The 19,139-nt window shown below is 64.1% G+C and carries 19 protein-coding genes; 13 read left to right on the forward strand and 6 right to left on the reverse strand.

The genetic code is table 11. The features are described from left to right. Window positions 1-116: 116 nt before the first annotated feature. From LO787_RS23070 to LO787_RS23080, 3 genes are read left to right on the forward strand one after another with little or no spacing between them, the layout of a single operon-like run. Window positions 117-875: an SDR family oxidoreductase gene (locus LO787_RS23070; RefSeq protein ID WP_232493311.1), complete on the forward strand. Its 759-nt coding sequence runs from the start codon at window positions 117-119 to the stop codon at window positions 873-875. After that, window positions 872-1,951: a nuclear transport factor 2 family protein gene (locus tag LO787_RS23075; protein WP_232493312.1), complete on the forward strand. Its 1,080-nt coding sequence runs from the start codon at window positions 872-874 to the stop codon at window positions 1,949-1,951. The genes LO787_RS23070 and LO787_RS23075 overlap by 4 nt, the downstream gene beginning before the upstream one ends. 1 nt (window position 1,952) lies before the next feature. Beyond that, window positions 1,953-2,729, forward strand: a complete 777-nt coding sequence (locus LO787_RS23080; protein WP_232493313.1) for an SDR family NAD(P)-dependent oxidoreductase — start codon at window positions 1,953-1,955, stop codon at window positions 2,727-2,729. 249 nt (window positions 2,730-2,978) lie between these two features. Here LO787_RS23080 and LO787_RS23085 read toward each other — a convergent pair whose 3' ends face one another. From LO787_RS23085 to LO787_RS23095, 3 genes are all read right to left on the reverse strand, one after another. Beyond that, the gene (locus LO787_RS23085) at window positions 2,979-4,598 is read right to left on the reverse strand and encodes a phospholipase D family protein (RefSeq protein WP_232493314.1); all 1,620 of its coding nucleotides are present in this window, start codon (window positions 4,596-4,598) and stop codon (window positions 2,979-2,981) included. A gap of 65 nt (window positions 4,599-4,663) precedes the next feature. Beyond that, on the reverse strand, window positions 4,664-5,842 hold the full coding sequence (locus LO787_RS23090; protein WP_232493315.1) for an alpha-hydroxy acid oxidase: 1,179 nt from the start codon (window positions 5,840-5,842) through the stop codon (window positions 4,664-4,666). Further along, on the reverse strand, window positions 5,842-7,149 hold the full coding sequence (locus LO787_RS23095; RefSeq protein ID WP_232493316.1) for an NtaA/DmoA family FMN-dependent monooxygenase: 1,308 nt from the start codon (window positions 7,147-7,149) through the stop codon (window positions 5,842-5,844). Before LO787_RS23095 ends, LO787_RS23090 begins: the two co-directional genes overlap by 1 nt. A 255-nt stretch (window positions 7,150-7,404) precedes the next feature. Between LO787_RS23095 and LO787_RS23100 the strand changes: the two genes are divergently transcribed. The 6 genes from LO787_RS23100 (at window position 7,405) to LO787_RS23125 (ending at window position 10,993) form a co-directional block, all read left to right on the forward strand. Continuing rightward, complete coding sequence (locus tag LO787_RS23100; protein WP_232493317.1) at window positions 7,405-7,653, forward strand: hypothetical protein; 249 nt, start codon at window positions 7,405-7,407, stop codon at window positions 7,651-7,653. A gap of 416 nt (window positions 7,654-8,069) precedes the next feature. Further along, window positions 8,070-8,483: a mechanosensitive ion channel family protein gene (locus tag LO787_RS23105; RefSeq protein WP_338045398.1), complete on the forward strand. Its 414-nt coding sequence runs from the start codon at window positions 8,070-8,072 to the stop codon at window positions 8,481-8,483. Between the two features lie 188 nt (window positions 8,484-8,671). After that, window positions 8,672-9,097, forward strand: a complete 426-nt coding sequence (locus tag LO787_RS23110) for an SRPBCC family protein (RefSeq protein WP_232493318.1) — start codon at window positions 8,672-8,674, stop codon at window positions 9,095-9,097. Beyond that, window positions 9,094-9,942, forward strand: a complete 849-nt coding sequence (locus LO787_RS23115) for a formate/nitrite transporter family protein (protein WP_232493319.1) — start codon at window positions 9,094-9,096, stop codon at window positions 9,940-9,942. The genes LO787_RS23110 and LO787_RS23115 overlap by 4 nt, the downstream gene beginning before the upstream one ends. 129 nt (window positions 9,943-10,071) lie before the next feature. Beyond that, on the forward strand, window positions 10,072-10,773 hold the full coding sequence (locus tag LO787_RS23120) for a murein L,D-transpeptidase catalytic domain family protein (protein ID WP_232493320.1): 702 nt from the start codon (window positions 10,072-10,074) through the stop codon (window positions 10,771-10,773). A gap of 10 nt (window positions 10,774-10,783) precedes the next feature. Beyond that, window positions 10,784-10,993 (forward strand): hypothetical protein, encoded by a 210-nt coding sequence (locus tag LO787_RS23125; protein ID WP_232493321.1) that lies wholly within the window; start codon window positions 10,784-10,786, stop codon window positions 10,991-10,993. Between the two features lie 46 nt (window positions 10,994-11,039). On the opposite strand, the gene LO787_RS23130 is transcribed toward LO787_RS23125, so the two are convergent. Further along, the gene (locus LO787_RS23130; protein ID WP_232493322.1) at window positions 11,040-14,030 is read right to left on the reverse strand and encodes a TonB-dependent receptor plug domain-containing protein; all 2,991 of its coding nucleotides are present in this window, start codon (window positions 14,028-14,030) and stop codon (window positions 11,040-11,042) included. Between the two features lie 427 nt (window positions 14,031-14,457). On the opposite strand from LO787_RS23130, the gene LO787_RS23135 reads away from it, so the two are divergent. Next, window positions 14,458-15,099 carry a DedA family protein gene (locus LO787_RS23135; RefSeq protein ID WP_232493323.1) on the forward strand — a complete coding sequence of 214 codons (642 nt, stop codon included), beginning with the start codon at window positions 14,458-14,460 and terminating at the stop codon, window positions 15,097-15,099. On the opposite strand, the gene LO787_RS23140 is transcribed toward LO787_RS23135, so the two are convergent. Then, window positions 15,074-15,421, reverse strand: a complete 348-nt coding sequence (locus LO787_RS23140) for a RidA family protein (RefSeq protein WP_232493324.1) — start codon at window positions 15,419-15,421, stop codon at window positions 15,074-15,076. The two genes, LO787_RS23135 and LO787_RS23140, sit on opposite strands and share 26 nt — an antisense overlap. Before the next feature lie 86 nt (window positions 15,422-15,507). Beyond that, entirely contained in the window at window positions 15,508-16,488 is a 981-nt protein-coding gene (locus tag LO787_RS23145; protein ID WP_232493325.1) for an outer membrane protein assembly factor BamB family protein, read from the reverse strand. A 187-nt stretch (window positions 16,489-16,675) separates the two neighbouring features. On the opposite strand from LO787_RS23145, the gene LO787_RS23150 reads away from it, so the two are divergent. Genes LO787_RS23150 through LO787_RS23160 form a run of 3 tightly spaced genes read left to right on the forward strand, consistent with a single transcriptional unit; the run spans window position 16,676 to window position 18,972 of the window. Beyond that, on the forward strand, window positions 16,676-17,968 hold the full coding sequence (locus LO787_RS23150) for a tyrosine-type recombinase/integrase (RefSeq protein WP_232493326.1): 1,293 nt from the start codon (window positions 16,676-16,678) through the stop codon (window positions 17,966-17,968). Then, a complete protein-coding gene (locus LO787_RS23155) occupies window positions 17,958-18,479 on the forward strand; it encodes a hypothetical protein (RefSeq protein ID WP_232493327.1) in 522 nt (173 codons plus the stop codon). Before LO787_RS23150 ends, LO787_RS23155 begins: the two co-directional genes overlap by 11 nt. Before the next feature lie 13 nt (window positions 18,480-18,492). Beyond that, complete coding sequence (locus LO787_RS23160) at window positions 18,493-18,972, forward strand: helix-turn-helix domain-containing protein (RefSeq protein WP_232493328.1); 480 nt, start codon at window positions 18,493-18,495, stop codon at window positions 18,970-18,972. The last annotated feature ends 167 nt before the right edge of the window (window positions 18,973-19,139 follow it).

Genomic DNA, 19,139 nt, shown 5'->3' on the forward strand with positions numbered 1-19,139 from the left:
CCCAAACGCTCGTCATTGCGAGCGTAGCGAAGCAATCCAGGGCGGACTCGCTCCGCTCTGGATCGCCACGGCCCTGCGGGCCACGCGATGACGAAATGTAAGGAGATCGAGACCCCATGAACCGCGTATCAGGCAAAGTCGCCCTCATCACCGGCGGCGCATCCGGGCTCGGCGCCGCGGACGCCCGGATGCTGGCGGCGGAGGGCGCGAAAGTCGTCATCACCGACCTCCAGGGCGACCTCGGCCGGGAAGTCGCCGCGTCGATCCCGGACGCGCTGTTCCTCGAACACGACGTTCGCGACGAGGCGCAGTGGCAGCATGTGGTGGCGCAGACGATCAGCCGCTTCGGCAGGCTCGACGTGCTGGTGAACAACGCCGGGCTGGTACGCTTCGGCAATGTCGAGGACTGCGACCTCGACACCTTCCGCCTCCAGATGCAGGTCATGGTCGAGGGCTGCTTCCTCGGCTGCAAGAGCGCGATCCCGCACATGACCAAGGGCGCCAATGGTCCTTGGGGCGGCTCGATCGTCAACGTCGCCTCGGTCGCGGCGCTCAAGGGGATCAGCGCCATTCCCGCCTACAGCGCGGCCAAGGCGGGGATCATCGCGCTCACCCGCAGCGTCGCGGTGCATTGTCAGGAACAGGGCTACGCGATCCGCTGCAACGCCATCGCACCGGGCGCGCACGACACGCCGATGACGCGGCAGGCGCTGGACCAGCTGCCGGGCGACAATGCCGGGCTCGATCAGGTGAACGCCCACGGGCAGGGTCGGCCCGAGGACGTGGCGAACCTCGTGCTGTTCCTCGCTTCCGAGGAATCGCGCCAGATCACCGGCACCCACATCGTCATCGACAACGGGGAGACGGTCGGATGAGCATCTCCCAGGTCGCCGACCGACAGGCCATCACCAACGTCCTCGCCCAGCACAGCCGGGGCGTGGACCGCGCCGATGCGGGGCTGCTGGCGGACTGCTATCATCCCGACGGCACCGTGGACTATCGCTTCTACGCCGGGCCCGCGCCCGGGTTCGCCGCGATCCTGTGCGCCGCGCAGAAGGCGGGGCCGGTCACCCTCCACCGCACCGCGCAGATGTGGATCGAAACCGAGGGCGACCACGCCGTGTCCGAAAGCTACATCATGGCCTACGCTTCCAGCCCCGGAGAGAGTGGTCCCACAACGCAGCATCTGATCTGCGGGCGCTACCTCGACCGGCACGAGCGCCGCGACGGACGATGGCGAATGAACCACCGCACTTACGTGCTCGACACCAGCGTGAACTGGACCGGCGGGCCAGAGGTGATTGGGGCCTTGCCCGCGCTCGGCCCGCTCGACCACCACGTCCCCACCGGCGGCCACGGCAGCGCCGATGCAGGCATCGCCCTGCTCGCGCAGGCCTGCGCGAAGAACCCGACCCGAGGAGCCCAAACGATGACGCACGATGCCAGCACGATCGACGCGGTGGTCTCCCGCCAGCAGATCGCCGACCTCACCATGGCCTACTGCCGCGGCGTCGACCGCGCCGACGAGGCATTGTTGGCGGGCGTGTTCCACCCCGACAGCACCATCGTCAGCGGTGCGTTCAACGGGGACGGGTGCACGTTCGCCGCCGAGATCTGCGCATTGGTGGAGGCGACTTACGAGCAGACCTTCCACTCCATCGCGAACCAGTGGATCGAGGTGGATGGCGACGGCGCGGTGGGCGAGACTTACGTGATCGCCGTCTCCACCTCGCGCGGGGACGAGAAGACCGACACCCTCACCGGTGGCCGCTACATCGACCGCTTCGAGCGGCGTGACGGGCGCTGGGCCATCGCCGAGCGGACGTTCGTGCTCGACTGGCTGCGCTCCGAGCCGAGCACGCGCGACATGACCGGCGGCATGTACGCCGCGCTCGACCTGCACGGCACGCGCGGCAAGGGCGATCCCGTCTACGCCTTCGGGAAGGCCTGAGATGGACGCGACCCGCCTCGACGGTGCCATCGCCCTCGTCACCGGCGCGAACGGGGACATCGGCTCGGCCGTGTGTCACCTGCTGGCAGCGCGCGGCGCCACCGTGATCCGCTCGGACCTGCGACCATCTGCCGATGGCGCGGACGGGTTTCTCCCGCTCGACGTCACCAGCGAGGCAAGCTGGAGCGAGACGCTGGCGACCATCGAAAGCCGCCACGGCGCGCTCGACATCCTCGTCAACAACGCCGGCATCGCCCCGATGGAAAGGCTGGACGCGATGGCGCTGGAAGACTGGCGGCGCTGCCAGCAGGTCAATGTCGAGGGGATGTTCCTCGGCCTCAAGCTGGCCTCGCCGCTGCTCGCCCGCAGCGGATCGCGGCGAGCAGGCGGCGCCTCGGTGGTGAACCTGTGCTCGGGCGCGTCGGACCGGCCCGCCGCGTTCAGCGCCGCCTATTGCGTCAGCAAGGCCGCCGCCCGAATGCTCACCCGCGTCGCCGCGGTGGAGTTCGCGGCCCTCAAGCAGCCGATCCGGGTCAACTCGGTGCATCCCGGCGTCGTCGAATCCGCGATGATGGACGACATCCTCGCCACCTATTCGCGCATCACCGGCGGCACTCCGGTCGAGGATCTGCGCGCAGGGGTCGCCTCCGGCAACCCGATGGGCCGCTTCGTCGAGCCCGCCGAAGTGGCCGAAGCCGTCGCATTCCTGGCCTCCAGCGCCGCCCGCTACGTCCACGGCGACGCGATCCACGTCGATGGCGGCTACGCGGCGAGTTAGGGCAGCCTGCTCACACACCCCGTCGCCCCTGCGCAGGCAGGGGCCCATCCCAAGCTCACCGCCTCGTGAGCAAGGTGCCTTGGCGACAGGCCTGATGGGCCCCTGCCTCCGCAGGGGCGACGGGGTTGAGGGGCTCGACCATACACCCTCCCCCATTCGTCATTGCGAGCGTAGCGAAGCAATCCAGCGGCATGGGCCGACCGTGGATTGCTTCGCTCCGCTCGCAATGACGAAGTGCAAGGGCCCAGCCTAAAGCAGCCACCCGATCGGCAGGCGCGAGGCCACGGCGATCATCGCGCTGTCCAGCAGCCCCATCCCCGGCTCGCGCGTCTCGGTGCCATCCTCGTCGCTCCACCGCAGGCGGCCCTGCGCATCGAGGGTGACCTCGTAGGCGACGGCGGGAATGATCGTCTCGAACGCATCCGCCACCTGCGCCGCCAGCAGCGGGCTGTCGATCACGAAGCCCAGTTCAGTATTGAGCCGCATCGAGCGCGGGTCGAAGTTGAACGAGCCGACGAACAGCCGCTCGCGGTCCGCCGTGATTGTCTTGGCGTGTACGGTGGACGCGCCCGACCGCAACGCCGCGAAGGAGCCGCTGCCGGTCGGCCGCAGGTTGCTGCCGATGCCGAGCCGCCTGCCCTTGCGACGCTCCTTGCGTCGGTCCTTGCGGGAGGGTTCCTCATGCACCTCCGCCGCCGTCTCGAACAGCCGCACGCCCGCGCGCAGCAGGCGCCTGCGCCACGGCACGTAACCCGCGTGGACCAGCGCCACGTCGGTGGAGGAATAGCCGTTGGTCAGCACCGTCACCTTCACGCCCTGCTGCGCGTAGGCGCTCAGTTGCGCGGTGCCCTCCTCGCCCGGCACGAAGTAGCCCGAAACGATGGCCAGTTCGCGCTGCGGCCTGCCGATGGCGCTGTCGAGCTTGCCCGCCAGCAGGTTCGCGTAGTCGAGATCGCGCACGACCTTGGCGGGATCGTCGCTTATCATCCGCACTTCGGCCCATTCGAGGTCGAGCGTGCCCTCCGCCGCCTCGCGCACGATGGGCAGGCTGCGCAGGCGCTCGACGTACTGGCGCGCGGAGGCGTCGCTTTCCACTACCGAGGCCCGGCGCACGAGCTTGCGGCGCTGCGCCCGGCCAAGGATCGGCAGGATCTGGCGGGCGGGATAAGCGGACTCGCTGATCCAGTAGCGCTCGAAATCGGCCTCCACCTCGCCCGCCACGGGGCCGAGCGCCAGTACGTCGAGGTCGGCGAACAGCGCGCCGTCGCCCGCGCCGAAGTACTCGTCGCCCACGTTGCGCCCGCCGACGATGGTGACGGCGCCGTCCACCGTGAAGCTCTTGTTGTGCATCCGCCGGTTGAGCCGCCCGAAGTCGACGAGGAAGCCGATCGCCTTGGGGTAGCGGATGCGGAACGGGTTGAAGATCCGCACCTCGATATTGGGATGGTCGTTGAGCGCCGCCAGCACGCGGTCGAGGCCGGTGATGCCGTTGTCGTCCAGCAGCAGCCGCACCCTGACGCCGCGCTGCGCGGCCTCGTGCACCGCCTCCAGCAGCAGGGTGCCGGTGCGGTCGCCGTGCCAGATGTAGTACTGGAGGTCGAGCGTGCGCTCCGCCGCCTTGACCAGCAGGTAGCGCGCGGCGAAGGCGTCCACGCCATCCGCCAGCAGGTGCAGCCCCGAGAGCCCGGGATGCTGCGCCGCCATCTCCTTGGCGACGCGCGAGAGCGTGGTCTCGCCGGACACGGCAGGCGCGGGCGTGCGGCGGGCATGGCGCTTGGGCAGGCGATTGGCGCGATGCAGCCCGAACCCGGCCGCCGCCAGGGCGCCCAGCCCCAGCAGCGCGGTGTGCCATCGCTGCAATCCTGCCATCCGTAATCCTCCGTCACCCCCGGAGTTAGGGACGCGAGGCGTAGGGGTAAAGCGCGGGGCGGGATTTAGGCTGCATCCCCTTCGCGAAACGTGCCCGACATCAGGTAGCTCCGGTCCAGCTCCTCCAGCCGCGACACCCCCAGCATGGCCATGGCGACGTCGATCTCGTTCGCCAGCAAGTCTATCGCATGACGCGCGCCCGCCTTTCCGCCCGCCGCGCAGCCATAGAGCGTGGCGCGTCCCACCAGCACCGCCTTCGCCCCGATGGCGAGCGCCTTCACCACGTCCGCCCCGCGCCGCACGCCGCTGTCGAACAGCACCGTCGCGCGGTCCCCCACGGCATCGACGATCCCCGCCAGCACGTCGATCGCGGGCGGGGAACTGTCGAAGTTGCGCCCGCCATGGTTGGAGACGGCGATGCCGTCGACCCCATGATCGAGCGCGATCCGCGCGTCCTGCGCACTCAGCACGCCCTTGATGACCAGCTTGCCCGGCCAGCGGCGGCGCAATTCGTCGACGTCCTTCCAGCTGACCGAGGCCGAGTTCGCCACCCGGCTGACGGTGCCGGTCAGCTTGCCGCCTACTTCCGCCGGATAGTTGGCGAACTGCGGCAGCCCGCCCTCCAGATAGTAGCGGCAGATCACCGAGGCGAACCACGAAGGCCGCTTCAGGAAGTCCGCCACCAGCGTGGCATTGGGCCGCACCGGGTTCGACATCCCCGCCCGCCGGTTGAATTCGCGCAGCGGCCATATCGGCGTGTCGACCGTCAGGACGAGCACCTCCGCCCCGTTCTCCCGCGCCGCCTCCACCACCTGCCACGACAGGTCGCGCCGCTCCCACAAGTACATCTGCATCCAGTGGCCCGAGGTCGCGCACCCGGCGATGTCGGCAAAGCTGGTTGTCGAACTCGTCGTCTGGGTGAAGGGTATCCCCGCCGAAGCCGCGGCGCGGGCGATGGCGCGCTCGCCGCGATGCCACAGCAGATCCGACACCCCCGTCGGCGCGATCACCAGCGGCAGCGGCTGGCGGCGGCCGAACAGCTCGATCTCCGCCGAGCGCTCCCCCACGTCGCGCAAGGTGCGCGGCAGCAGCTGCACCGACTGGAGCGCCGCCACGTTGGCCGCGATCAGCCGGTCGTCCTCGGTCCCGCGCTCGATGAACTCCCAGATCGCGCGCGGCAGGCGCCGCCGCGCCAGCGCGCGGATTTGCGCGATGTTGTGAGCCCTGCCCCGGATATCGGCCATCAGGACAGGCCCAGATTCTCGCGGAAGGTCGTGCCCTCGTACTCGGTGCGATAGACGCCCTTCTTCTGGAGGACCGGCACCACCTGGTCGACGAAGTCGGTGACGGAACTGGCCATCACCGTAGGCGTCACGTTGTAGCCGTGGCAGCCGGTCTCGCGCCAGATGCGCTCCATTTCGCTCGCCACCTGCTCGGGCGTGCCGACGATCTGCGGCTTGCCTACCGCAAGGCCCCAGCGCACCGCCACTTCGCGCAAGGTGAGCGGCCGGTCGCCCTCGATATTGGCGAAAGCCTTCATCAGCCCCTGCGACGCCTGCGTCTCGATCTCCGCCAGCGGCTGGTCGAGGTCCATGCCCGCAAAGTCCACGCCCATCGTCCCCGAAAGCCGCGCAAGGCAGCCGTCGATCGGCAGCTTCTCGACCAGATCGGCCAGCTTGCGCTTCGCCTCCTCCTCGGTGCCGCCGACGATGGGCTGGATGCCGAAGCTGACGCCCGGCACCGGCTTGCCCGCACCGCGCGCCGCATCGGCAAGGTTGGCCGCGAACCTCTTCATCCCGGCGACGTTGGGCTGGATCGAGAACACCACGTCGGCATGGCTGACCGCGAACTGCTGCCCGCGCCCGGAGCTGCCCGCCTGGAACAGCACCGGATGCCCCTGCGGCGAGGGCGGCACCGGCGACACCGTCTGGCACGAGAAGAACTCGCCCTGATGGTCGATGAACTCGACCTTCGCCGGGTCGGCATAGATCCCCGCCGCCCGGTCCGCGACGATGGCCCCCGGCTTCACCGAGTTCCACAGCTTGTAGCAGACCTCCATGTACTCGTCGGCGCGGTCGTAGCGGCGGTCATGCTCCAGCTGGTGCAGACCCAGCGCGCGGTGCTCTCCGCGCAAGTGCCCCGTCACGATGTTCCAGCCGACCCGCCCGCCGGAAAGGTAATCGATGGTGCCCAGCTGGCGCACGATGGTCCAAGGCTGGTACGAACTGGTCGACATCGTCGCCGCCAGCCCCAGATGCGTCGTCGCGGCGGCGAGCGCGGAAAGCAGCACCACCGGGTCCATGCAGGGCCAGCACACCCCGTACTTCACCGCATCCTCGTGACTGTCGCGATAGCGGTCGAAAACGCCCGGCGTATCGGCGAAGAAGATCCCGTCGAACCGCCCACGCTCCAGCGTCTGCGCCAGTTCCTGCCACAACCGCAGGTCATGCAGCGCGTCGAGGCGATTGTCCCCCGGCTGCGCCCAGCTCAACACCGTATGGTTGATGGGCGAATTGATCAGGAAGCTGACCAGATGGATGTGCTTGCTCATGCGCGTTCCTCTCCTCGGCGGGTGATGGAGCGCGATGAGGATGCGGGCAAGCTGGATGTATACACTACGGTAGGATGAAGGAGGAGGAACGGCGATATTCAGCCGATTCTGCGAAACATCTTATCCAATTCATCGCTAGAGCGTATGATTGAGCAAATGCCCCCACCCGTCGTCATTGCGAGCATAGCGAAGCAATCCAGCGCTGCGCCCTGCCGCTGGATCGCTTCGCTGCGCTCGCAATGACGAAATGAAGGGATGCTACACAAGGCGAGCCAGCCAGTCTTCCGCCCCATGGGCGAGGCGCAGGCGGCCCAGCTGTTCGCCGCGCACTTCGGCGCGGCGCTGCCGCAAGACACGGCGCTGCACGGCCAGACCCCGGGCGACTTCGCTGTGATCGCCCGCCGCGCGCAGCTGCTGGGCGAAACGCGCGCCGAAACCCTCGCCCACTGGCTGCGCGAAGAAGCGCTGCTGCGCGGCGAGACGACGGGGCGGATGGGGGTTTGAGGGGCGGAACGGCGGCGAGCCACCCGGGAGCGCCAGTTTCCAAGCGTTCGGCAAGCGCCCCAAGCCGACATTCGCCACTGCGTTTGAATAACCGTGCCGGGCCGATTGGAGACTGTCTGGTTGGGGCTGGAAGGTGGCGAATAGCCTGCCGTTTCCAATAGGTCTGTGCCATGGCGTACAAGACGTCGTGTGGAGCTGAAACAGGCGACAGCGCAGATCGGCGATGATCAACCGCTCCGATTGCTGCACCCTGTATCCAAATTTAGAAAGCGGCCGAATTTGGATACGTTTAGGATACGTTTGCGTCAGACACGAAGAGAGATCTTGAAGCTTCGCGGGATCGTAGCAACCGCAAAAACAACGAATCAAAGCCAAATTTGGACTGACGGAGACGGTACAAGATGCCAGGTTCGATAATGATCAATCAGGTCGAGAACTGGTCCTACTCAAGCCGCAACGTGCGTATCCAGGTGCCGGTGGTGGTCCCCTACGCCTCCGACATCGAACTGGCCGAGCAGCTCATGCTGGAAGCCGCGAAGTCGGTGAAGCGCGTCCTCGTCGCCCCGCCGCCGACCGTCTGGCTCGACAGTTTCGCCGAGAACGGCGTCAGCTTCGTCATCCACGTCTGGATCACCGATCCCGAGGAAGGCATTGGAAACGTTCGATCCGATGTCCTCAAGACCCTGTGGCGCCTGATGCGCGAACACGGCATCAAGGTGCCCTACCCCCAGCGCGACCTCAACCTGCGCGACACCGAGACGATCCGCGAAGTGATCGAGGCACTGCGCGGTCGGAAGGATGACAGGGACACGATGGCTGACAGGCCATAGCTGGACTGAAAGTCGATGCGGGGCGCATCCGCCACGCGCTCAATCGTACCACACCTTGGGAAAGAAGCTGCCGCGCCCCTCGGGCGTCTCGTTTCGCACGCCGCCCCGGTCTTCGCGCGTCCTTTCGGAAAGCAGGGTGCGAACTCCTCGCCCGTTCAAGGGTTATCGACCGGCGAAGGAGTTGTGCGATGGCCAGTCTCGAAGCCCGCCTGATCGGTATCACGATCGATCGCCCCATGGACGAGGCCTACGCCTTTGCCAGTCGGCCCGAGAACTTTCCGGAGTGGGCGGCGGGCATGTCGTCGTCGCTGCACCGGGACGGCGAGCGATGGCTGGCGGAGACGCCGCTCGGGGAGGCCACGATCCGGTTCAGCCCTGCGAACGACTTCGGCGTGCTCGACCACTGGGTCATGCTGCCCGGCAAGCCGGTGGTCTACATCCCGCTGCGCCTGATCGAGAACGGCACCGGGACGCAGGTGGTGTTCACGCTGTTCCGGCAGCCCGGCATGACCGACGCGGATTTCGACAGGGACGCCGCGATGGTCGGGAAGGATCTCACCGCGCTCAAGCGCCTGCTGGAAAACCGTGAGCCTCTCGAAAGCAGGCAGTCATGACCGACATATCCGAGCCCGAAGCCGAACCCGATGAAGGCCTCGACGCTGACGAGACGCGCGATGTCGAGGAAAGGCGCGCGGGTTCCTCCAAGATCGTCCATGAGGTCGTGCGCCTTCAGGGCGAGGAGGAACTGCGCCGACCTGCCCTCGCGCTGACCCTGTCGGGCATTGCGGCGGGCCTCGCGATCGCGCTGTCGCTGCTGTGCGAGCTGTTCCTGCGCAGCCACCTGCCCGATACCGACTGGGCGCCGCTGGTCTATTTCCTCGGCTATCCGATCGGCTACGTGATCGTCATCATGGGTCGACTACAACTCTTCACCGAAAGCACGGTGACGGCGGTCCTGCCGGTCGCGAAAACGCCGTCGCTGGACAACTTCGCAAGGCTCGCCCGGCTCTGGACCTGCGTCCTTGCGGGAAATCTCGTGGGCGTCACGCTGGTCAGCGCCCTGATGGCGGGCGAGATCATCGTCACCCATGAGCAGCACATGGTCGCGCTCGACATCCTCGGCAAGCTCGAACTCCAGCACTGGACGCGCACCCTGACGCTGGGGATTCCCGCCGGGTTCATCATGGCGGCGGTCGCCTGGGTACTGCCCAATGCGCGTGGCAGCGAGTTCTGGGTGATCTTCGCGCTGACTTACGTGATTGCGCTGGGCGGCTTCGCGCACGTCGTCACCGGGTCGTCGCAGGTCAGCTTCCTGTGGCTCAGCGGCAGCATCGGCTTTGGCGAGGCGTGGCTGGAATTTGCTTTGCCTGCGCTGGTGGGCAACATCATCGGCGGCACCGGCCTGTTCGCCGTCCTCGCCCATGGCCAGATGCGCAGCGACCTAAGTGCGGAAGAATAGCAGTGCATCCGTAAAGTACCGGATAGGCAGTCACAGCCCATCCGGTTACGAACACGACTGACCATACCTGATTGATTATCATGGAAGACATCTCTTCCATCCGCGCCGACCCTTCCCATATCCCCGAACATGGCCCAGCATGAAACCATGATGCATCGCCGGGCGATGATGATGGCGGGCGCGGCCATGGTAGTCGGCGCCTGTTCACGGTCCTCTTCGCCTCTGACGTCCACACCGCTTGCGGCACCTGCGCTGCCGCCCGGAAAACTGTCGAGCGTTCCCGCAGTAGCGCGCGGCGACAGCGGGCCGAAAACGTTCTCGACCGTAGAGCCCAGCCTGCTGCGCAAGGCACTGGCGTCCCTCGACCGGCATGGCGACCGGATCAAGGCGCGCGACCGGATCGCCATCGTCGATTTTTCCGCGTCCTCATCCGACATGCGAATGCATTTCCTCGACGTCGCGGACGGCAAGGCGTCGCGCCTGCTGGTGGCACACGGCTCCGGCTCGGACCCGCGCCACACCGGGTTCGTCGAACGGTTCTCCAATGCCTTCAACTCCAACGCATCGAGCGAAGGCGCATTCCTGACGCAGGACTACTACGTGGGCAAACACGGTCGCTCGCAGCGGCTCGTCGGCCTAGACCCGACGAACAGCAACGCGCTGGCCCGTGCCGTGGTGATCCATAGCGCCTGGTACGCCAACGAGGACATGATCCGCACACATGGCAAGCTCGGCCGCAGCCAGGGCTGCTTTGCGGTGGGCGAGAACAAGCTCGATGACGTGTTCTCCTTCCTCGGAAAGGGCAGGATGATCTTCGCGGCTCGAACCTGAGTCCGCAGCCGTGCTTGCCCACGGCGGCTCCGATGCGAAGAAGTTCTACGCCTTGCCATGGTCCGGCGAAGACCTGCCGCCCAGGCTCGCCAGGTCGTTGACCGCAGGCGTGGACGGCACCCGTCTCCATGTCGGCATCAGTTCGGACAGCAACGTCGAAGAACACGGCATGGCGCTGGGGGAGGAACGCCCGTCGTCTGGGAAATCGACTTCGCCATAATGAAGAAGGGGGACTTTCGCCCCCCTTCCTTGCTTGTCGAGACTGCTTAGAACAGCTTGTCCATCTGGACCTTGAAGCCCGCATAGAGGAAGCGCCCGATACCCGAGATCGGATAGTTCAGGCTCTCGAAGTCCGGCTTCTGGTCGGTCAGGTTGTTGACGCCTGCGAAGAACTGGAAGCGGTTGTCCACTTCGTAGGCGACGCGCACATCATGCTGACGCAGTCCCTTGACCGAGAAGTACCGCGGATCCGACAGGTCCGGGTTACCCGCGAGCTGCTCGGTCGTGTAGCGACGCGTATCGCTGGTGTAGAGGAACGAGTAGTTCGCCGTGAACTTGTCCAGCTTCCAGATCACGTCAGCCGACCCACGCCAGCGCGGATTGTATTCCTCGCGGATGTCGTTGTCGACGTCGGCCCCGATCGAGGGGACTTCGGTCTTCGTATCCAGATAGCCGCCCGTCAGGTTGAAGACGAATGAACCGATGCTGGCGGTGTCGAAGGCATAGCGAACCGTGAAGTCGGCACCCGAGGTGGTGAGGGCGGCAACGTTCTGCGGACGGACGTTGAAGCCGATCCGGCGCGCGGGATCGGCGCCGTCACCCAGTACGAAACCGGTGCTGGGGTCACGGAAGATGTTCTCGCAGAACACGTTCTGCACGGTCGGCTGATCGACGCACAACTGTGCAAGCTCGGTCGGCGTCGGCGTGTTGACCGCGTCCTTGATCTTGATGTTGTACCAGTCGAACGACAGCGTCAGGCCCGGGATGAACCGGGGCTGCAGGATCATGCCGGCAGTCCAGGTCTTCGCGGTTTCTTCCGACAGGTTGGTGTTGCCGCCGAAAGTGCCGCGGCGCGACGTGGTCGCCTGGGCATTCGTCGAAGGGCTGAATGCAGCGATTTCGGACGGGCTGAGGCCGAGACCCGAAAGGATCGTGGCGCAGTTCGCCTGGCGGTACTGGGTGCCTTCACCGGTGCGGCGGAAGTCGCAGGGATCGGTCACGAAACCGAACGTGCCGGTCGAGGGGCGGAACAGCTCACCGATGTTCGGCGCGCGGACGGCCTGCGAGTACGATCCGCGGAAGCGCACGTCGGGGATCGGCGAGTAGATGCCGTCGATCTTCCATGTCGTGGTCTTGCCGATCGTGCTGTAGTCGGAATAGCGCAGTGCGCCCGACACGGAGAGGAGTTCGGCAAAGCGCATGTTGCTGAGCAACGGAGCGTTGAATTCGCCGAAGATTTCCTTGACGTTGAAGCGCCCGCTGCTGGCCGCCAGCGCTGCGGTATCGCGGAACTCGCCGTTCTGGATCAGCGCATCCGGAGTGTCCTCGCTCTTTTCGCGACGATATTCACCGCCGACCGCGAACCCGAAGGAACCGCCGCCGGGGAAGGTGAAGACCGAGTCGAGATCGCCTGAAACCGAGCCCGAGACGACTTCCTGCGAGATCTTCGAGCGGCTGACGTTGTCGGCCAGCACGAAGTCGAGCGCGGCCTGATCTGCGACGCCATTGCCCAGGACATTGAGCGGACGGCAGGCGCTGCCGGCACCCGGCGTGAACGTCGTCGCCGGACCGCCGAAGTTCTCGGGATCGATGACACCGTCATACGACAGGGTGGAGCGGCAGACGATCTGGCCGGTCGCCGGATCGCGCACGGCGTCGAGAGCGGCGAAGTAGCGGTCGCCGATCAGGCTGGCCGTCTGGCGATTCTTCACCTTCGTCTGCCCGTAGACATAGGAAATGTCGTACTTCAGGTGATCGGACAGATCGCCCTCGAAGCCGAGCACCACGCGCTTGGTCTTGCGCTTGACGGTTTCGCCACGAATGCCGAAGTCGAAGTTGTCACGCGAAAGCAGAGCACCGTCAGGTGCTGCGTCAGCGCCGAACCTGTTCTGCAGATAGGCGTTGTCAGGGTAGAGGTAGGTGTAGAAATCGAAGCTGGGCTGCCCCACCGAGTACGCCTGCGTCTCCGCATACTTGCCTTCCGCGTAGAAGCGGATCGCGGGCGAGAACTCGTAGCTGGCCAGAGCGTTGACAACGTGCCGCTCGGTTTCCGGCTGAAGGTCGCCGAAGTAGCCGGCGACCGGCGTGTTCGAGCCGCCGATGGCGCGACCGCCAGCGCTGACCAGCGGAATGCCGCGATCGTAGACCAGGCCGCTGCCGGTGAAATCGGGGATACCGTCAAGATCGAGGTCGATCGCACCGTCGGGTGCGCTGTCTGCCCAGGTCAGGTTGTTGTAGACGACACGATCCGGCACGTTGGGATCGTCGTCGAGGTCATCCTGGTTCTGCCACAGGCCCCGGTTGCGCATGGGGTCGCCCGAGAACTTGCGCTTGAGCGGGCTGAGCCGGTCCGACTTGTTGTATTCGTAAGCGAGCGCGATATTGCCGCGATCGTCGTTGAAGTTCTGTCCTGCCGTGGCGCTGATATACCGGTTGGCCGCATCGCCCTTGGACGAAAGGCCCGATTGCCCGCGAACGACCAGGCCCTCGAAATTCCGCTTCAGCACGAAGTTGACCACGCCCGACACGCCATCGGCGCCGTAGATGGCCGAGGCACCGCCCGTGAGGACGTCGACGCGCTCGATCAAATCCTGCGGGATGGAACTGATATCGACGGCGGCCGAGTTGGGGATGCCCGCGACATGGCGCTTGCTGTTGACGAGGACCAGCGTCCGGTCGACGCCCATGTTACGCAGGTTCAGCAGGTTGACGCCGGTTTCGCCGAAGCCTGCGTCCGCGCCGCCGGAGAGCGAACTGCCAATGGAAGCGGAAAGAGCCGGATTGCGCAGCAGCACATCGACCACGTTGGTACGACCGGTCTGCTCGATCTGCTCGGCCGAGATCGCGACCACCGGGTTGGCGACGTCAAGCTCGGAGCGATTGATGCGCGAACCGGTAACGATGATCGTATCGGACGGCTCTTCGCTTTCAGAAGCCTGTGCGGCGGCGTCCTGCGCCATTGCCGGAGCAGAAGCCAAAGCGATCATCGCGGGAACGGCCGCGACGCCAAGAAGCAGGTAGCTCCTTGCAGTTTTCATATGATGTCCCCTTGTTACCCTTTCGGCCGCGAGGCCAGGTTTCCAGCCGAAAGCCGGATCGGTGAGGACATTTTGCTTCGGCGCCGCCACACTGCAACAGAGATATGCAGCACAACCGTAATAAAGACGCAACCCGTTGTAACATGGCAACATATTGCGACAATTTGTGTCTAGAGGGGTGACGAAGGTATTTTAGCGTTGCTGCCGCGATGGCGTCGTCGTCACGTCCGTCTGTAGTCCTGCCCGGACCGAGAGGCTGTCGCCTTCCGAGAATCCAACGACCCGTCGCGCGGCAGGATTCTTCCGGAAAGGAACTGGCGACCCTGAAAATCGGATTATGCCCCCCCCCCCCCCCCGCTGGCCAGCAACCTGCGCTTCGCATCTCGTGCCCGCACGCCGCGAGCAGATGCACCCCATTCCGAGCTCGGTGACGGTCTATTCAGATTCCCAGCGACGCATCGCTCGATTACAACCGCGCTTCCTCGCTGCGTCACGAAAGGCCCTCAGGATTTCGTTCGAACAGATCATATCCGACTATGGACTGCTAGGCCTTTTCGCGGGAGCGGCCGTCGAGGGGGAAACGGTCGTGGTGATAGGCGGCATCATGGTCCATCGTGGCCTGCTGCCGCTTCTTCCCGCCATTGCCGCCGCATCAACCGGGTCGTTCATGGCGGACCAGATGTTCTTTTTACTCGGTCGGCATTTCCGCAACCATGCGCTCGTCCGCAAGGTGCAACAAAAGGCCGCGTTCTCAAGGGCGCTTGCGACGTTCGACCGGCATCCTGCCCTGTTCGTATTCGCCTTTCGCTTTCTCTACGGCCTGCGCACGGTCAGCCCCATTGCCATCGGCACAACCGGCCTGTCAGCGCGCACATTCCTGCTCATCAACGCCACGGCCGCTATCGTATGGGGCGCGGCTTTCGTCAGCATGGGATACGCCTTCGGCACCGCGATCGAAGCGGCGTTCGGCAAGATACGCTCCGTTGCACATATACTGCTGGCCGTGGGGGCCGTCGCCATGGTCATCGGGCTCGCCGTCATGGTCAGGCGCGGGCGGCGATCACGATGATCTCGACCTTGTATTCCGGCGCGGCGAGCTTCGATTCTCCGGTCGCGCGCGCCGGGGCCGGATGGCCTGCGATCCACGCATCCCACACCGCGTTCATCTCCTCGAAGTCGGCGATGTCGGCAAGCCAGATGGTCGCCATCAGCAGATGATCCTTGCTGCTGCCGGTCTGCGCAAGCAGTGCCTCGATCTCCGCCAGAGCGGCCTTGGTCTGTTCGGTCACGCTCTCACCCGGAGCGCCGATCTGACCCGCCAAGTAGACGGTGTCGCCGTGAACGACGGCCTCGCTCATGCGCGGCCCCTGATCGATGCGGATGATGGTCATGAAGTACTCCTGAGGACTGCGAGGCCCGGTAACTAGCGGGCTGTCGCAGGAGCGCCAGCCCTTTCCCGCAGCCCGCATCTCCCGTTTCACCGGGCGGCTCGCTCCTTTCCATCATCCAGCGCGAATGCCACGACATAATCTCCCGGCGTGGTCTGCATGTAGGCGTGCCCTCCTGCCGCGATGACGACGTACTGTCGGCCCGACTTGCGGGAAACGTAAGTGATCGGCGTCGCTTGACCACCCGCAGGCAGCCTGCCGCGCCACAGTTCCCTGCCGCTCGCGGTGTCGAAAGCGCGCAGGTAATTGTCGAGCGCGGCGCCGATGAAGGTCACGCCGCCTGCGGTGTTCACCGAGCCGCCCAGATTGAAGGCACCGGGCACCGGCACGCCGAGCCCGGTGTCGGCGGTAGTGCCGAAAGTACGGCTCCATGCGATCTTGCCCGTCCTGAGGTCCACCGCCGCGAGTTTGCCCCACGGCGGCGCTTCGCAGGGAATGCCAAGCGGAGACAGCATCGGCAGCAGGCTGACACCGTAGTTCGTGCCGTATTGCGGCAGGTAGCCGGGCGCGTGCGAATCCTTCGCCATCGCGGGCCGATCGGTATTCGCTCCGTGGCGGAACAGGCGCACTTCCTGCGGGATGGCGGCGGAGTTCACGATCATCAGTTGCCGCTCGGGATCGATGCTGACGCTGCCCCAGTTGAGGATGCCGAACGTGCCCGGCCACTGGATCATTCCGCGCTCCGACGGCGGGGTGAACAGCCCCTTGTAATCCAGCGACCGGAAGCGGATGCGGCACCACATCTGGTCGATGGGCGTAGCGCCCCACATCCCCGCTTCGGTCAGGGGAGGCGGCTCGAACGACGCGAAACCGCGCACATAGGGCTGCGTTGGCGAATAGCGTTCGCCGGGAATGGCGCCGCGCGGGACAGGCCGTTCCTCGATGCCCGTCAGCGGCTTCCCGGTCGCCCGGTCCAGAATGAAGATCTCGCCCCGCTTGGTCGGAGCCGCCAGAGCGGGCACTTTTCGGCCATTTACCGCATACTCGAAGAGCACCGGCTGGGCGGGCATGTCGTAGTCCCTGCTAGGGAAAGCTTCACGATGCAGCATGCTAAACTACGCCACAACACGATAAGACCTTGTTAAATTTGGCCTTATGGAGGCGTATAAAGAGCGCATTGTACGCCGTTGCTCGCCCGGACTTTCGTCCGCGCGGTTCTTATTTGGCCCCTAGGCTCTCTCCACCGAGGAGATTCAAATGCCCACTCAAAAGCTTACGAAGCGACTTCTCGATGCCGCCGAAGTGCAGCCAAAAGCCTACGAACTTCGAGATACAGAGGTCCCGGGCTTCCTTTGCAAAGTCACTCCCGCTGGCTCCAAGATATTTATGCTGCAGTATCGGACCTTGGCAGGCCAGCGTCGCAAGCCTGCTATCGGCTCTTTCGGCGCACTGACCGTGGAACAGGCTCGCGCAATCGCTCAGGAGTGGTCTGCTAGGGTCCGCGCAGGAAAGGATCCATCTCAGGCCAAAGACTATGCCAGAAATAATCCGACGATGCGGCAGTTCTGCGACGAATTCATTAGCCGTCACTCAATTCCTAATAATAAACCCCTCACTACATATGGGTATAAAGCGCTCTTCAGAAAACACATTATTCCTCGAATCGGCGCGATTAAAGTAGATGAGGTGACCAGAGTTGATATTGCCAACCTCGTCCGAGATATGGCGCGTGTACCCATTTCGGCGAACAAGGCGCTCGATATCCTAAGGTTTATGTTCAAATGCGCAGAGGTCTGGGGCTATAGGACTGACGGAACAAATCCTTGTAAAATGATTCCTCGCTATCCTGCGGGCAAACGCACGCGACTGCTCTCGAATGCGGAAATGAGGAAAGTGTTCGACTATCTCGATCGGGCGGACACGCTCGGGCTGGAACATCCGATTTATACCCTCGGTATCCGCCTCCAGTTCGCCTTCGCGGCTCGAATGTCCGAGATCACAAATCTGGAGTGGTCATGGATCGATTTCGAAGAACGTCGAGTGACTTGGCCAGACAGCAAGACCGGGCCGATTTCGAAGCCGATCAGCGCCGAGGCCTACCGCCTGCTGAAATCGGCCCCCCGCTTCGAGGGCTCACCCTTTGTCATCCCAGGCACGACCAATTACATGAAGGCGCTGAAGCCCGGTCTATATTGGCAAGCTTGGAAGCGCGTCCTCACTGCATGCGAGATCCCACATGTCGGGACGCATGCCATCCGTCACCGCACTGCAACGGACATCGCAAATTCCGGCGTTCCACTGAAAGTCGGGATGGCGCTGACCGCCCATAAGGCCGTCAAGGTATTCATGAGCTACGTCCATGCCGAAGACGAGCAAGTCCGAGCTGCCGCCGAACTTGTTTCAGAACGAAAGTCAGCAATGCTAGCCGGACCGCCGGTCGAGAATATCGAACTCAAGCCAGCTGGTAAAATTCGTGGACTGTCGCCCAGGAAGTTAGGTGAGACGAGGAAAATTGCTGCCACCCAATGGAGTGCGGTAAATGACCGATGACGGCGAAAATCCCGCGCGGGCAATCGACTGGCGTTCGTTGCTATTCGTCAGAGACATCGCGCCTCTTCCACTGATTACCGCCCGGGAGGCTGAGCACCGCTTAGGCGTACGCCTGCGGCGACCAAGGCAAGAATGCGGGCGGCGCGTGAAGATTCCCTACTTTAAGATGGGCGGTGCCATTCGATACGCTGAAAGTGACATTGAACTTTACTATAATTCATCCGTACTTAGCCACCGAATGCCGAGATTTAGTAATTATCCCTTCAGCGATATCTCAACAAAAATAATAGTTCTCGATCACCACGGAGTGGCGACGTTCTTAACCCTCGATGTCCGGACCATCTGGAAGTTCCGGCAGTTTGGTTACGGTCCGCAATATCAAACTTACGGCCGCCATGTCCGCTATTTTCTTGGGGACGTCATTTCGTGGCTCAAGAAAAGTCGACGCATGGATCCAGGACACTCCGACCGACAACTCGATCCTCACGAAGCTGAACAATCTCACACCTGACGGGGGACAGTATATGAATTATGTATTTAACAACGAGATGAGGCCAATCGAACTGCGAGCGGTCAACTTCTGCAAAGACGTACCTTCGCTAGGCCTTGTTACGGCTGCGGAAGCTGAACGGATATTAGGGATCCGGAAAGAAGATCTTTCATACTACAGGGCGCGCGGTTATGGATTGCCATACTTTAAAATCGGTAGAGCAGTTCGATACTGCTCAGTCGACATCGGTGTATACAAAGCCAAGTTCGAAGAAGGCTCACCATCGAGAGAATATGCGAAAAACCCCTTCATCGATATTTTCGGACGAGGAATTATTATCGATCCAAAAACTGCAAGTAAAATATTAACTTTAAGCCATAAACATCTGAACGATCTACGCTCAGACGGCGGGGGCCCGCGTTTTATACGTTTTGGTCATTATATTCGATATTCGATGGATGAACTGATTTCCTGGCTAATCAGCGGTCGAGTTACTCCGATCATTCATCGATGATTACGTCGTAAGATCGGCGTTCATCGGAGCCCGGCGGTCCCACAATTGGCGGCAGCAACAGAACACACGACTTGGCTGGCAAAACGAACAACGCCTTCCGGCGCCTCGCCTATCGCTAGCCGAAAGCGCCGCTCTGAGTGAGTTCGGCCCAAGCGCGCGCGGTACGA

Origin of the sequence: Novosphingobium kaempferiae, from assembly GCF_021227995.1 — a bacterium.
GTDB lineage: Bacteria > Pseudomonadota > Alphaproteobacteria > Sphingomonadales > Sphingomonadaceae > Novosphingobium > Novosphingobium kaempferiae.

Excerpts from the sequence above, each read along its gene's own strand:
- LO787_RS23085 (WP_232493314.1), bottom strand. The coding sequence starts at position 4,598 with ATGGCAGGATTGCAGCGATGGCACACCGCGCTGCTGGGGCTGGGCGCC.
- LO787_RS23080 (WP_232493313.1), top strand. The coding sequence starts at position 1,953 with ATGGACGCGACCCGCCTCGACGGTGCCATCGCCCTCGTCACCGGCGCG.
- LO787_RS23145 (WP_232493325.1), bottom strand. The coding sequence starts at position 16,488 with ATGCCCGCCCAGCCGGTGCTCTTCGAGTATGCGGTAAATGGCCGAAAA.
- LO787_RS23110 (WP_232493318.1), top strand. The coding sequence starts at position 8,672 with ATGGCCAGTCTCGAAGCCCGCCTGATCGGTATCACGATCGATCGCCCC.
- LO787_RS23130 (WP_232493322.1), bottom strand. The coding sequence starts at position 14,030 with ATGAAAACTGCAAGGAGCTACCTGCTTCTTGGCGTCGCGGCCGTTCCC.
- LO787_RS23160 (WP_232493328.1), top strand. The coding sequence starts at position 18,493 with ATGAATTATGTATTTAACAACGAGATGAGGCCAATCGAACTGCGAGCG.
- LO787_RS23140 (WP_232493324.1), bottom strand. The coding sequence starts at position 15,421 with ATGACCATCATCCGCATCGATCAGGGGCCGCGCATGAGCGAGGCCGTC.
- LO787_RS23155 (WP_232493327.1), top strand. The coding sequence starts at position 17,958 with ATGACCGATGACGGCGAAAATCCCGCGCGGGCAATCGACTGGCGTTCG.
- LO787_RS23090 (WP_232493315.1), bottom strand. The coding sequence starts at position 5,842 with ATGGCCGATATCCGGGGCAGGGCTCACAACATCGCGCAAATCCGCGCG.
- LO787_RS23150 (WP_232493326.1), top strand. The coding sequence starts at position 16,676 with ATGCCCACTCAAAAGCTTACGAAGCGACTTCTCGATGCCGCCGAAGTG.
- LO787_RS23105 (WP_338045398.1), top strand. The coding sequence starts at position 8,070 with ATGATCAATCAGGTCGAGAACTGGTCCTACTCAAGCCGCAACGTGCGT.
- LO787_RS23075 (WP_232493312.1), top strand. The coding sequence starts at position 872 with ATGAGCATCTCCCAGGTCGCCGACCGACAGGCCATCACCAACGTCCTC.
- LO787_RS23100 (WP_232493317.1), top strand. The coding sequence starts at position 7,405 with ATGCTACACAAGGCGAGCCAGCCAGTCTTCCGCCCCATGGGCGAGGCG.
- LO787_RS23120 (WP_232493320.1), top strand. The coding sequence starts at position 10,072 with ATGGCCCAGCATGAAACCATGATGCATCGCCGGGCGATGATGATGGCG.
- LO787_RS23095 (WP_232493316.1), bottom strand. The coding sequence starts at position 7,149 with ATGAGCAAGCACATCCATCTGGTCAGCTTCCTGATCAATTCGCCCATC.
- LO787_RS23070 (WP_232493311.1), top strand. The coding sequence starts at position 117 with ATGAACCGCGTATCAGGCAAAGTCGCCCTCATCACCGGCGGCGCATCC.
- LO787_RS23115 (WP_232493319.1), top strand. The coding sequence starts at position 9,094 with ATGACCGACATATCCGAGCCCGAAGCCGAACCCGATGAAGGCCTCGAC.